Source organism: Arthrobacter sp. HMWF013, assembly GCF_003061105.1.
In the GTDB taxonomy this organism is placed as follows: Bacteria; Actinomycetota; Actinomycetes; order Actinomycetales; family Micrococcaceae; genus Arthrobacter.
The window spans coordinates 1-13,189 of the sequence record NZ_QAIQ01000369.1; the positions used below are offsets into that span (position 1 = coordinate 1).

The 13,189-nt window shown below is 66.1% G+C and carries 11 protein-coding genes; 9 read left to right on the forward strand and 2 right to left on the reverse strand.

Going from position 1 to position 13,189, the window contains the following annotated elements:
• On the reverse strand, window positions 1-473 hold a 473-nt coding region (locus DBR22_RS13690; protein ID WP_146187506.1), incomplete at its 3' end, for an SDR family NAD(P)-dependent oxidoreductase.
• Between the two features lie 235 nt (window positions 474-708).
• On the opposite strand from DBR22_RS13690, the gene DBR22_RS13695 reads away from it, so the two are divergent.
• The 4 genes from DBR22_RS13695 to DBR22_RS13710 all read left to right on the forward strand — a co-directional run bounded on the left by DBR22_RS13695 (window position 709) and on the right by DBR22_RS13710 (window position 5,988).
• The gene (locus DBR22_RS13695; protein WP_108599470.1) at window positions 709-2,292 is read left to right on the forward strand and encodes an acyl-CoA carboxylase subunit beta; all 1,584 of its coding nucleotides are present in this window, start codon (window positions 709-711) and stop codon (window positions 2,290-2,292) included.
• The gene (locus DBR22_RS13700; RefSeq protein WP_181365181.1) at window positions 2,289-2,519 is read left to right on the forward strand and encodes an acyl-CoA carboxylase subunit epsilon; all 231 of its coding nucleotides are present in this window, start codon (window positions 2,289-2,291) and stop codon (window positions 2,517-2,519) included. The genes DBR22_RS13695 and DBR22_RS13700 overlap by 4 nt, the downstream gene beginning before the upstream one ends.
• Window positions 2,520-2,528: 9 nt before the next feature.
• A complete protein-coding gene (locus tag DBR22_RS13705; protein WP_108599471.1) occupies window positions 2,529-4,214 on the forward strand; it encodes a DUF885 domain-containing protein in 1,686 nt (561 codons plus the stop codon).
• A gap of 313 nt (window positions 4,215-4,527) precedes the next feature.
• Window positions 4,528-5,988 carry a dicarboxylate/amino acid:cation symporter gene (locus tag DBR22_RS13710; RefSeq protein ID WP_108599472.1) on the forward strand — a complete coding sequence of 487 codons (1,461 nt, stop codon included), beginning with the start codon at window positions 4,528-4,530 and terminating at the stop codon, window positions 5,986-5,988.
• Window positions 5,989-6,166: 178 nt separating this feature from the next.
• On the opposite strand, the gene DBR22_RS13715 is transcribed toward DBR22_RS13710, so the two are convergent.
• Window positions 6,167-6,736: a hypothetical protein gene (locus tag DBR22_RS13715; RefSeq protein WP_108599473.1), complete on the reverse strand. Its 570-nt coding sequence runs from the start codon at window positions 6,734-6,736 to the stop codon at window positions 6,167-6,169.
• Between the two features lie 161 nt (window positions 6,737-6,897).
• Here DBR22_RS13715 and DBR22_RS13720 point away from each other — a divergent pair, with 161 nt between their 5' ends.
• The 5 genes from DBR22_RS13720 to DBR22_RS13740 form a co-directional block, all read left to right on the forward strand.
• A complete protein-coding gene (locus DBR22_RS13720; protein ID WP_108599474.1) occupies window positions 6,898-7,581 on the forward strand; it encodes a TetR/AcrR family transcriptional regulator in 684 nt (227 codons plus the stop codon).
• Between the two features lies 1 nt (window position 7,582).
• Entirely contained in the window at window positions 7,583-10,108 is a 2,526-nt protein-coding gene (locus tag DBR22_RS13725; RefSeq protein ID WP_108599475.1) for an MMPL family transporter, read from the forward strand.
• A 9-nt stretch (window positions 10,109-10,117) separates the two neighbouring features.
• On the forward strand, window positions 10,118-10,801 hold the full coding sequence (locus DBR22_RS13730) for a Maf family protein (protein WP_108599476.1): 684 nt from the start codon (window positions 10,118-10,120) through the stop codon (window positions 10,799-10,801).
• Between the two features lie 130 nt (window positions 10,802-10,931).
• The gene (locus tag DBR22_RS13735; protein ID WP_108599477.1) at window positions 10,932-12,746 is read left to right on the forward strand and encodes an acetyl/propionyl/methylcrotonyl-CoA carboxylase subunit alpha; all 1,815 of its coding nucleotides are present in this window, start codon (window positions 10,932-10,934) and stop codon (window positions 12,744-12,746) included.
• A gap of 19 nt (window positions 12,747-12,765) precedes the next feature.
• Window positions 12,766-13,189, forward strand: a 424-nt coding sequence (locus DBR22_RS13740) for a YybH family protein (protein WP_108599478.1), incomplete at its 3' end; no start/stop codon positions are given.

Consider the following 13,189-nt stretch of genomic DNA (forward strand, 5'->3'; position numbering starts at 1 on the left):
CCGTTGGCGGATTGCCGCAGGGCAGGCAACGCCAGCTTGGACAGCAGGAAGGTTCCCCGGACATTGATGTCCTGCATCAGGTCGTAGCGCTTCATGTCGATATCGTCCGTGGTGGACAGATCGATGGCGGACGCATTGTTGAGCACGATGTCTATCCCGCCGAAGCGTTCGACGGCGGCTGCCACAGCATTGGCCACATCTTCATCGCTGCGGACATCACCCACGATCGGCAGGGCCTGGCCCCCGGCGGCTTCGATGTCCGCGGCGGCGGTGTGGACGGTGCCGGCGAGCCTGGTATGGGGCTGGCCGGTCTTGGCCAGCAGGACAATGTTGGCACCGTCCTTGGCCGCCCTGAGGGCAATGGCCAGCCCGATGCCGCGGCTGCCGCCGGACATCAGGATGGTGCGGCCCTCCAGGGAACCGGTGGACTGATAGGGGGCCGCGGCGGTCCGTGCGTCGTTGCTCGAAGTCATGGACCAACTGTAACCGACTTATGTTACTCACCGGTAACATGCGGGAGCGCGGCGGAAGAAGGCCGAAAATTGTAGGTTTTCTACAGCGGCCCTGGCCCAGGGCGTCATTAGACTAGCGAGCAGGGTCCGTTTTTTGTGTGGAATCCACTTAACTCCCGCGTCCAGCCGGGCGTCCACCGCGCAGGAAACACCACATTGTTACAGCACCAATCTGCTACAGAGCCGGAGATACTGAATGAGCCACGATCTGACAACGACAGCGGGAAAGATCGCCGATTTCCGCGACCGCCAGGCCCGTGCAGAACAGCCCTCCGGCCCCGAGGCCATCGAAAAGCAGCACGCCCGCGGCAAGAACACAGCCCGCGAGCGCGTTGAGCTTCTGCTGGACGAGGGCTCTTTCGTGGAGTTCGATGCCCTTGCCGTACACCGCTCCACTGCCTTTGGCATGGAGAAAAAGAGGTTCCTCGGCGACGGCCTGGTCTCGGGCTACGGCACCGTGGACGGCCGGCCGGTGGCCGTCTACAGCCAGGACTTTTCCGTATTCGGGGGCTCCCTGAGCCAGGTCAACGGCGAGAAAATCGTCAAGGTCCAGGAATTCGCCCTTCGCAACGGCTGCCCGGTGGTGGGCATCCTCGACGGCGGCGGCGCACGCATCCAGGAAGGCGTCGCCTCGCTGGCCATGTTCGCCGATATCTTCCGGAACAACGTCCACGCTTCGGGGGTGGTGCCGCAGATTTCACTCATCATGGGCCCGTCGGCCGGCGGCGCAGCCTACTCCCCGGCCCTCACCGATTACGTGGTGATGGTGGATAAGACCTCACACATGTTCATCACCGGACCGGACGTCATCAAAACCGTCACCGGCGAGGATGTGGACATGGAAACCCTCGGTGGGGCGCGGCAGCATAACGCCACAACAGGGACCTCCACCTACCTGGCCTCTGATGAGGCCGACGCCATCGAATTCGTCCGCGAACTGCTGGACTTCCTGCCGTCCAACAACCTCGCCGAGGCCCCTGTGCTGGAGCACCAGCAGGACCTGGAGATCGACGACGACGACCTCGCCCTGGACGCGCTTGTCCCGGACTCGGCGAACCAGCCGTACGACATGCGCACTGTCATCAGCCAGATTGTGGACGACGCGCACTTCCTGGAGATGCAGTCCCTGTACGCCCCGAACGTGATCATCGGCTACGGCCGCGTTGAAGGCCACACAGTGGGAATCGTGGCCAACCAGCCGCTGCAGTTCGCCGGCACACTGGACATCGCCGCCTCGGAGAAGGCCGCCCGCTTTGTCCGACACTGCGATGCGTTCAACATCCCCATCATTACCCTGGTGGATGTTCCCGGCTTCCTGCCCGGCAAGGACCAGGAGTTCCAGGGCATCATCCGCCGCGGCGCCAAGCTGCTGTACGCCTACGCCGAGGCCACCGTCCCCAAGCTGACAGTCATCACACGCAAGGCCTACGGCGGCGCGTACATCGTGATGGGCTCCAAAAAACTCGGTGCGGACCTCAACCTGGCGTGGCCCACAGCGCAGATCGGCGTCATGGGCGCCCAGGGCGCGGTCAATATCCTTTACCGCCGTGAGCTGGCGTCCGTTGCCGAGGCCGGCGGAGACGTTGAAGCCCGGCGCTCCGAGGTCATCCGGCAGTATGAGGAAGAACTGCTCAATCCGTACCAGGCCGCCCAGCTTGGTTACATTGATGCCGTGATCGCACCGTCTGAAACCCGGCTCCAGATCATCAAGGGCCTGCGGGCACTGCGTGACAAACGGGCCAGCCTGCCCACCAAGAAGCACGGAAACATTCCGTTGTGAGCGCCCAGGACAAGCCGGCGGAAGAGTCCGCCGAACCCCTGTTCTCTGTGGTGAAGGGGCAACCGTCCGCCGAGGAGCTCGCGGCGCTCACCGCCGTCGTTCTTTCCTTAACCGGCACGGAAGCCGCTGCGGCGGGCAAGCCCACAGTCCGGCACTGGGTCCGCCGGCAGCAACTTCGGCTTGCGCCCACGCCGGGTCCCGGTGCCTGGAGGCGGAGCCGGGGTTAGGCTCTTGGGGTGACTACCGAAACCGCCCCCGCCACCCGTCCCCGGACCGCCATTGATGCAGTGGCGGATGACTACACGGACACACTGATCCGGCTGGATCCTTCGTTTGCCACCGTACTGGGCATCGCGGGCCACGAGACCGAGTACCCGGATTACTCCCCGGCCGGCATCGCCGCCTTCGCGGCGGAAGCCCGGAAGGCGCTCGCCGCGCTGGCCGGCCTCGCACCGCAGGATGATGTTGACGCCGTCACCCTGGACGCCATGGGTGAGCGGCTGGGGCTCCAGCTTGAAATCCACGAGTCCGGGTGGGATGAAGCCAACCTCAATAACATCGCCTCGCCCGCTCAGGACATCCGGGCCATCTTTGACCTCATGCCCACCGAAACGGCGGAGCAGTGGGATCACATTGCCGGCCGGGCCCTGAACGTGCCCGGTGCTGTCCGCGGCTACATCGACGCACTTCGGACGGCCAAGGAAGCGGGAAGGGTTGCAGCCGCGCGCCAGGTCTCGACGGTCATTGAACAGGCCACCAAGTACGCCGCCGGGGACGGCTTCTTCGCGAAGCTCGCGGCCGGGGCGCGGACCGAGGCCGGTCCCCTGCCGGAGAATATCCAGGAAAAGCTCCACGCCGGTGCCGGCGCCGCGCGTGGTGCCTACACGGAGCTGGCTGACTTCCTGAGCACTGAACTGCTTCCCGCCGCCCCGCAGAAAGACGCGGTGGGCCGGGAGCGCTATGCCCTCGCCTCGCGCTCCTTCCTGGGCGCCGCCGTCGACCTCGAGGAAACCTACGCGTGGGGCGTCCAGGAACTCGACCGCCTCATCGCCGAACAGGAAAAAGTGGCGGACACCATCCAACCCGGGGCCGGCATCGCTGAGGCCAAAGACATCCTCAACAATGATCCGGCACGGCAACTCAAGGGCACTGACGCGCTCAAGGCCTGGATGCAGGAACTCTCGGACAAGGCCGTTGCAGACCTCGCCGGAGTGCACTTCGAAATCCCCGACGTGATGAAAAAGCTCGAATGCCTGATCGCTCCCACCGACGAGGGCGGCATTTATTACACCGGCCCGTCCGATGACTTCAGCCGTCCCGGCCGGATGTGGTGGTCCGTCCCGGCCGGCGAGGATACCTTCACCACCTGGGCAGAGACCACCACCGTGTTCCATGAAGGAGTTCCGGGCCACCACCTGCAGGTAGCCACCGCCACCTATCGGCGGGAACTGCTCAACAAGTGGCGGCGGAACGTCTGCTGGACCTCGGGCCACGGCGAAGGCTGGGCACTGTACGCGGAGAAGCTGATGCAGGAACTCGGGTACCTCACCGACCCCGGCGACCACATGGGCATGCTGGACATGCAGCGGATGCGGGCCGCCCGCGTGGTGTTCGACATCGGCATCCACCTGGAAATGCAGGTCCCTGAACGCTGGGGCTCCGGAACCTGGACCCCGGACAAGGGTTACGCATTCCTGAGGGAGAACCTGCCTATCAGCGAGGGCCAGCTCAACTTCGAATTCACCCGGTACCTCGGCTGGCCCGGCCAGGCGCCGTCCTACAAAGTGGGGCAGCGGCTCTGGGAGCAGATCCGTGCGGAACTTGAGGCCCGGCCCGGCTTTGACCTCAAGGAGTTCCACACCCGCGCCCTTAACATCGGCTCCGTTGGCCTCGACACCCTCCGCCGGGCGCTGCTCTCCTAGCTCCCAATCGCCCCGACTCGCCCCTCATAAAGCAACGCGGGGTCATTTGACGCCCAATCCGACGGCGGTATCGGGCGTCAAGTGACCCCGCGTTGTGGGTATCAGGCGTGACGGGGAGCCTTGCGGCCGCCGAGTCCCTCTCCTCCCGCCTCACTGGGGAGAGGTTCGCCACAGCCGGAGCGGGAATAACTTCACAATTGCCTTGTATGACGCCGGATTTGCGGGGTATTCCAGGTGCAACGGCGTTTGTGTCGGCGTAATATTTCTCAACGTTCGTTCGCTGTGCTAAGTGGACCCGCCCTAGCGTGTTCTGGTGAGCACTCAAACCCGCACCCCCGAATCCGCAGGAAAGACCGGCTTCCAGCTGCCCAAATGGGCAGGCTCGTTCGGCTTCCAGATCATCGCCGCCCTCATCGTGGGGCTGGGCCTCGGCCTGCTGGCCAAGTACACGGGCAGCACCAAGGCAGAGCCCAACGGCCTGGGCGCCACGCTGCAGACCATTGGTTCCAGCTATGTCTCGCTGCTGCAGACTGCCGTGGTGCCGCTGATCTTCACGGCTGTGGTCAGCTCCATCTCGAACCTGCGCCAGGTCTCCAACGCCGCCAAGCTGGCCTGGAACACCCTGCTCTGGTTCGCCATCACCTCCCTGATCGCCGTCCTGATCGGCATTGGCCTTGGTGTGCTCCTGCAACCCGGCGCCAACACCGGCATCACCCAGGAGGCCAAGTACTCCGGCAAGTCCGGCGACTGGTGGTCCTTCCTGGTTGGACTGTTCCCCAAGAACTTCCTGGGACTCGGCGCAAGCTCCACCGTGACGGAAAGCGCCAACGCGGCCACCACGGTCAGCACCTCCGTCAGCTTCAACGTGCTCCAGATCCTGGTCATCGCCATCGCGGTCGGCGTGGCCGCGCTCAAGGTGGGCAAAGCGGCCGAGCCTTTCCTGAACCTCAATGCTTCCGCCCTCGCCGTGATCCAGAAGGTCCTGTGGTGGATCATCCGGATTGCCCCCATCGGTACCGTCGGCCTGATCGGCAACGCCGTGGCCGTCTACGGCTGGGACACCATCGGGGCCCTGGGCAAGTTCACCTTCGCCATCTATGTGGGCCTCGCCCTGGTGCTGTTTGTGGTCTACCCGGTCCTGATCCGCACCCACGGCCTGTCCGTGAAGCAGTACTTCTCCGGCGTGTGGCCGGCCGTGCAGCTGGCGTTCGTCTCCCGCTCGTCGGTGGGCACCCTGCCCCTGACCCAGCGGGTCACCGAACGCAGCCTGGGCGTTCCCCGCGCCTATGCCTCGTTCGCCGTGCCCCTCGGTGCCACCACCAAGATGGACGGCTGCGCAGCGATCTACCCGGCCATCTCTGCGATCTTCGTGGCCCAGTTCTTCGGCGTCCAGCTCGACTTCACCCAGTACCTGCTGATCGCGCTGGTCTCGGTCCTCGGCTCTGCAGCAACGGCGGGCACCACCGGTGCCGTGGTGATGCTCACCCTGACGCTCTCCACGCTGGGACTGCCGCTGGCCGGCGTCGGCCTCCTGCTGGCGATTGATCCCATCCTGGACATGGGCCGCACCGCGGTGAACGTGGCCGGCCAGGCACTGGTCCCCACCATCGTGTCCAAACGCCAGGGCATCCTGGACGAGACGCTCTACAACGCGCCGCGCAACGGCACCCCGTTCGTGGACGACGACGCCGACTCCCCCGCCGCGGATTCCGCCGCCGCCGAAGGCACCGCTTCGCCGGACGCCGGCAGGGAACTGGCCGGCACCAAGGCCTGATCCCCAGGGAACTGGCCGGCACCAAGGCCTGATCCCCAGATGACGGTCTGACCGTAGGCCACCACAGACACCAACAGGGAAGTCCCCGGGAAATTTTCCCGGGGACTTCCCTGTGTGTTTCACCTGGGAAGTCCGCCCCTCCTGAGGGGTGTTGGTCCCCTCAGGAGTGGCGGACCTGCTAGCGGCCGCCGCCCCCGATCACTCCGGCCTCGACAGCCTTGGTGACGGCGTCCGCTTCAGCCTGGGTCAGTTTGCCGTCAGTGACCGCCTGATCCAGCTTCGTTTTCAGGGCAGCAGCCTTTTCGGCCTGTGCCTCGCTGCGGAGCTCCGCCAGGGCGGTGGTGACCTTGGCCTCCTCGATACCCAGTGCTTCAGCCAAGGACTTGGCGAGGGCCGCGTCCCGGGCAGCCGTATCCGGCTTTTCGCCTTCAGCCGGCTTTGTGGTGGGCTTATTGGCCTCGCGGGCGGCCTTCAAGGCGTCGGTGACCTTGGCCTCGTCCACCCCAAGCTTGGTGGCCAGACCGGCAGCGTCCACGCCGCGGATGCCGCCGTGGCCGTGACCGCCGCGCCCTCCCTTGCCATCGGCCGGAGCAGCGCCGGTGCCGCTATCCGCCGGGGCGCTTGAGCTGGCACTGGGTGCCGGAGTGGGCGTGGTGGTTGCTGACGCCATCCCGGCAATCCCGATTCCGGCGCCCAAGGCCAGTGCTGTGGCCGTGACGCCCAGGGTAATTCTCTTCGTGCGTACCATTTGTGTCTCCTGGATCCGCCGTCCGGTGACGGCTGGTCATGTTGCCCCCTGACGGGACCTTTCCAGTCTCCTGCGGCAAGTTCAGCTGAACCTGTCGGTAACCTTTCATCTTCCTGTGAATTAAGTTGCGCGCCGTGCAAACTTGCACGTAGTGTAATTTCATGTCCGAACCGCTTTCGCGCCGTGAACTCAACAAGGCCGCCACCCGCCAGGCAATCACCGATGCTGCCCTGACGCTGCTGCGGGGCAAAGGCCCGGGAAATTTCACGGTGGAGGACATCGCCGAAGCGGCAGGCATTTCGCGGCGCACGTTCTTCAATTACTTCAGCAGCACTGAAGCCGCCATTGCCGCTGTCACGCACGGGTTCCTGGACAGTGTCCTCCGGCAGTTCCGGCAGCGGCCCGCCAACGAGCCCATCCTCGAATCCGCGCGCGCTGCCCTGATGCGGCTCGCGGACCCCATGACAGTGGCTCCGCTCGCTGAACTGTTCACCCTGATGCAGGAGAACGCCCTGCTGTCCCGCTCAGAACTCGAGGCGTGGGACCACTGCACCGAACAGATCATCGGCGCAGCGCGGGAACGCTTCGCTGCATCGCCCGGCGCCGAAGTGGATGAGCTCTACCTTCGGTCCCTTGCCGGATCAGTCATCTCCTGCGGCAAGGCGGCCATGGACGTGTGGTTCATCCGCTGCGGCGCCGATCTCTCCCCCGAATCGCTCTCCACCCTCCGCCAGCTGCTGATAGACGCCATGGGCTACCTCGGCACCGGCTTCGCCAGCCCCAGACCCGGCAGCCCCGCGGCGGGCACCGCCACCTCCACTACCCTCCTCAAAGAACGGCTCTGACATGGCCCTGTTGCTCTACCGGCTTGGCAAGTTCTCCTACCGCCACCGCTGGCTGGTCATTTCCCTCTGGCTCGCGGTACTGGTGGCCGTCGGCGGGTCCGCCGCCGCCTTCCATGGCACGCTGTCCAACAACTTCCAGATCCCGGGCACCGAGACCCAGCGGATCGCCGACAAGCTGAAGCAGGAACTGCCCTCAGCCTCCGGCGGATCCGCCACCATCGTCTTTGAAGCCCCGGCGGGCGGGTTCACGGACGGAAGCCGGGCAGCCGTCACGGATGCCCTGAACGAGCTCGGAGACCTGCCTGACGTCAAGGGCACCGTGGACCCGTTCGCCACCCAGGCGCAACTGGACCAGGCCTCGACGGCCATCGCCGAGGGTGAGCAGCAGCTCGCCGCCGGCCAGGCCCGGCTGGACGCCTCCCGCGCCCAGCTCGACGCCGGAAAGTCCCAACTTGCCGCAGCTGAGCAGCAGCTCGCTGCCGCCGGCGCACCTGCGGCCATGATCGAGGCGCAGCTGGGCCAGCAGAAGGCTGCGATGGCGCAAGGCCAGGCACAGCTCGACGCCGGCGCCCAGGAACTTGAGGCCGCCAAGGCCAAGCTGGAGCTCGGCAAACGCCAGGCCGAGGCGTCCGAAGGCGTCCGCTTCGTCTCCGAGGACGGCCAGGCCGCGGTGGCACAGGTGCAGTTCAACACCTCCATCAATGCCCTCACCCCGGCCGTCCGGCAACAGGTCCAGGACATCGCCCACGGAACATCCGGGGCCGGCGTGACAGCCCTGGCCAGCAAGGAAATCACCGAGGACATTTCGGAGCTCTTCGGAACGGCTGAACTCATCGGCATCGCCGTGGCCGCGATGGTCCTGATCCTGATGCTCGGCACCCTGATCGCCGCAGGCCTGCCGCTGCTGATGGCCATTATCGGTGTTGGAGTGGGCGTCGGCATCACGTTTGCCCTGTCCGGCGCGTTCGACATGAGCTCCATCTCCCCCATGCTTGCGCTGATGCTCGGCCTGGCTGTCGGCATCGACTATTCGCTGTTTATCGTCAACCGGCACCGTACCCAGCTGCTGGCGGGGATGGCTCCGGAGGAGTCGGTGGCGCGCGCGACGGGAACTTCGGGCAACGCGGTGCTCTTCGCCGGCCTGACAGTCATTATTGCGCTGGCTGCCCTGGTGGTCCCCGGGCTGCCGTTCCTCAGCGTGATGGGCCTTGCAGCTGCCGGTACCGTGGCGGTGGCTGTCCTGGTGGCGCTTTCCCTGACCCCGGCCATGCTGTCCCTGATCGGACGCCGCATCATCTCCAAACGCGCCTGGGCAAAGGCTGACGCCCATAACGCCGAAGCCGGCCATGAGGTCGCGGATGAGGCCCGGGACGAGGAGAAAAGCACCCGCGGCTGGGGCGGCCTGGTGACACGCCATCCGGTTGTGGCACTGATCGCCGGAGTGCTGCTGCTGGGCACACTGGCCCTTCCCGCCGCGCAGCTCCAGCTCGCACTGCCCGACGGCGGCTCCGAACCGGTCGACTCCGAGGCCTACCAGGCCTACGACCTGACCGCCCGCAGCTTCGGCGAAGGCGTCAGCGGCCCGATTGTGGTGGTGGGTGAGTTCCCTGCCGGACTGGACGCCGCGCAGGCCCAGGAACTGCAATACGACGTCGCGGACCTGATCCGTGGTGTGGACAACGTGGTGGCCGCCGTGCCGGTAGCGCTCAGCGAGGACCGCCGGACCGCCGTGTTCCAGGTCATTCCGGAAGAGGGGCCTGCGAAGGCAGGCACCGTGCAGGTGGTCAGCGAACTGCGCGAACGCGGCTCGCAGATCCAGTCCGAAACAGGAGTGACCATCGGCCTGACCGGCCAGACGGCCGGCAACATCGATGTCTCCACGAAACTCGGCGACGCCCTGCCGCCCTACCTGGCAATCGTCGTCGGGCTTTCCCTGATCCTGCTCCTGCTGGTGTTCCGCTCCATTGTGGTTCCGCTGCTGGCAACAGGCGGCTTCCTTTTGTCGCTGGCCGCCGCGTTCGGCCTTGTGGTGGCCGTCTACCAGTGGGGCTGGCTGGGCGGGGTGTTCGACGTCGCCAACCCCGGCGCAGTGCTGAGCTTCCTGCCCATCATCCTGATCGGCGTGCTCTTCGGCCTGGCCATGGATTACCAGGTGTTCATCGCCTCGGGGATGCGCGAGTCCTACATGCACGGCGCCCCCGCAAAGAAGGCGGTGCGCATCGGCTTCAGCCACGCGGCGGCCGTGGTCACCGCGGCGGCGATCATCATGGTCAGCGTCTTTGCCGGCTTCATCTTCAGCCACCTGACCATGGTCCGGCCGCTGGGCTTCGCCATGGCGTTCGGCGTGCTGCTTGATGCCTTCGTGGTGCGCATGACGATCGTTCCGGCACTGATGTACCTGCTCGGCGAAAAGACCTGGTGGCTGCCCAGGTGGCTGGACCGGATCCTGCCGGACGTGGACGTGGAGGGCGCCAAACTCGAACGCCTGGCGTCCGGCACCGCCAAGGTCAGCGAGCCGGTCCACTAGGCTTAAACCGTGACCCGCCTGATCCTTGCCTCCCAGTCCCCCGCCCGCACCAAACTCCTCGCCGAGGCCGGCATCCGGCACACGGTGCTGGTGTCCGATGTGGACGAGGACGCAGTCCAGGCCCGCTACGGCGTCACGGATCCGCACGATACCGCGCTGTTGCTCGCCCGGGCCAAGGCGGAGGCGGTGGCAGCGCTGCCCGAGGCGGAGGGCGCGCTGGTCATCGGCTGCGACTCCGTCTTCGAGTTCGACGGCGAGTCGCACGGCAAACCGTACACCGCTGCCGTCGCCCGTGAACGCATGCTCCGGATGAGCGGGAACAGCGGGGTCCTGCACACCGGCCACTGGCTGGTGGACTGCCGTGCCACCGCCGCCGGGCACGAGCCCTCGGACGGGGAGTACGGAACGTCCGACGGCGGCGGAACAGCACCGGGATCGGGCGCCACTCTCGGAGCGGTGGCGTCCGCGGAGGTCCACTTCATGGACATGGCACCGGAGGAAATCGACGCGTACATCGCCACCGGCGAGCCGCTGAACTGCGCCGGCTCGTTCACGATCGACGGCCTGGGCGGAGCCTTCATCCGGAAGGTCGACGGCGACCCTCACGCCGTCGTCGGGCTGTCCATTTCCACGCTGCGGAACCTCCTCGGACAGGCAAACGTACGCATCACCGAACTGTGGCTGGCGGACTAAAGCGGGACATTTCCGCAGGTCTTTGTAGCTTCCCTACAAAGCCTTGCCCATTTACGCGCGGAATCAGCAAGTAATATCGGCGGAACCCACAAAATCGCGCTAGGCTCCCTGAAGGAAAGAAGGAGACGCCTTGTCAGCAAATTTGGAGCAGTCCGCCAGTCCCGTGCAGTCGAACCTCACCAAGGTGCTGATCGCCAACCGCGGAGAAATCGCCGTCCGGATCATCCGCGCGGCCCGCGATGAAGGCATCGCCTCTGTGGCTGTCTACGCGGATCCTGACCGCGATGCACTGCACGTCCGGCTTGCCGACGAGGCCTACTCCCTGGGCGGGAACACCGCCGCCGAGTCCTATCTGGTGATGGAAAAAATTATCGACGCCGCCCGGCAGTCCGGTGCCGACGCGATCCACCCCGGTTATGGCTTCCTGGCAGAGAACGCCGAGTTTGCCGCGAAGGTCATCGACGCCGGCATCACCTGGATCGGCCCTTCCCCCGCCGCAATCTCCGCCTTGGGCGACAAGGTCCAGGCCCGCCACATCGCCGAAAAAGTGGGCGCCCCGCAGGTCCCGGGCACAGCCGATCCGGTCGAATCGGCCGAGGAAATCCTCGAATTCGTGGACAAATTCGGCCTCCCGGTAGCCATCAAGGCCGCTTTCGGCGGCGGCGGCCGCGGCATCAAGGTGGCGCGCACCCGTGAGGAAATCCCCGAGCTGTTCGAATCCGCCGTTCGCGAAGCCGTCGCCGCCTTCGGCCGCGGCGAATGCTTCATTGAGCGCTTCCTGGACGCACCGCGCCACGTCGAAACCCAGTGCCTCGCCGATGCCCACGGCAACGTGGTGGTGGTCTCCACCCGTGACTGCTCGCTGCAGCGCCGCAACCAGAAGCTGGTGGAGGAAGCCCCGGCACCGTTCCTCACCGAAGAGCAGAACCGCCGCCTCTACGAATCCTCCAAGGCGATCCTGAAGGAAGCCGGCTACCTCGGCGCCGGCACCTGCGAATTCCTGGTGGGCCAGGACGGCACCATTTCCTTCCTCGAGGTCAACACCCGCCTCCAGGTGGAGCACTGCGTCTCGGAAGAGGTCACCGGCATTGACCTGGTCCGCGAACAGTTCCGGCTGGCCCGCGGCGAAGCGCTTGGCTACGGGGACCCCGAGGTCCGCGGCCACTCCATCGAGTTCCGCATCACCGGCGAAGACCCGGGCCGGAACTTCATGCCCGCGCCCGGCACCATCACCACCCTGAAGAACCCCACAGGTCCCGGCATCCGCATTGACTCCGGCGTGGAGGAGGGCGATGTCATCAGCGGCAACTTCGACTCCATGCTCTCCAAACTGATCGTCACCGGCGCCACCCGCACCCAGGCCCTGCAGCGTTCCCGCCGTGCCCTGGAGGAAATGGTGGTGGAAGGCATTCCCACCGTCATCCCCTTCGACCTCGCCGTCGTCACCAACCCGGACTTCGCTCCCGCGGAGGGCCCGTTCACGGTCCATACCCGGTGGATCGAAACGGCGTTCGTCAATGACATCCCGGCCTGGACGCCCACAGGCACCGAGGCTGAAACGCCCGACGTCGGCGAACGCCAGCGCGTCACGGTGGAAGTAGGCGGCAAACGGCTTGAGGTTGTGCTGCCGGCCGCCCTGGGTTCGATCGGAACCGGCCCCGGTGCCGGCGCGAAGCCCGGCAAGTCCAAGAAGCGCCTCCGCTCCGGCGGGCAGGCAGCTGCCGCCACCGGCAACGCCCTCACCTCTCCGATGCAGGGCACCATCGTCAAGGTAGCCGTCACCAACGGCGATGCTGTGACCGAGGGAGACCTGGTGGTGGTGCTCGAAGCGATGAAGATGGAGCAGCCCCTCACCGCGCACCGCTCCGGGATCATCGTTGGCCTGGGTGCCAGCGCCGGCGAAACGGTTTCGGCCGGCGCCATCATCGCCACGATCGAAGACTAGACCCCGCCGGAGGCACGCCATGCTCGCACCAAGTTTTGAAGAAGAAGTGGACCGGTACCACCTGGCGGTCCCGGAGATCACACGCGGAAACCCGGGTCCGGTGAAGGACCTGTACTCCAGGCTCGACGACGTCACCCTTGCCAACCCGTTCGGCGGCATCGCCCGCGGCTGGGCGCAGGTGGAAGCCCGGCTGGACCAGGCATCCCGGTATTTCCACGACGGCGAGATGCTCGGCTTCGACACCGTCACCTCGTACAAAGCCCTCAACACCGCGTACCTCGTGGAAACCGAGCACTTCAGGGCCCGGGTGGAGGGAGCTCCGGCCCCCGAGGAATTCGCGCTCCGCGTGACCAGCATCTTCCGGCGGGAAGAAGGACTCTGGAAACTGGTCCACCGGCACGCGGACCCCGCAGCGCACCCTCAGTCCCGGCACTCACTGGCAC

Excerpts from the sequence above, each read along its gene's own strand:
- DBR22_RS13695 (WP_108599470.1), top strand. The coding sequence starts at position 709 with ATGAGCCACGATCTGACAACGACAGCGGGAAAGATCGCCGATTTCCGC.
- DBR22_RS13720 (WP_108599474.1), top strand. The coding sequence starts at position 6,898 with ATGTCCGAACCGCTTTCGCGCCGTGAACTCAACAAGGCCGCCACCCGC.
- DBR22_RS13715 (WP_108599473.1), bottom strand. The coding sequence starts at position 6,736 with ATGGTACGCACGAAGAGAATTACCCTGGGCGTCACGGCCACAGCACTG.
- DBR22_RS13725 (WP_108599475.1), top strand. The coding sequence starts at position 7,583 with ATGGCCCTGTTGCTCTACCGGCTTGGCAAGTTCTCCTACCGCCACCGC.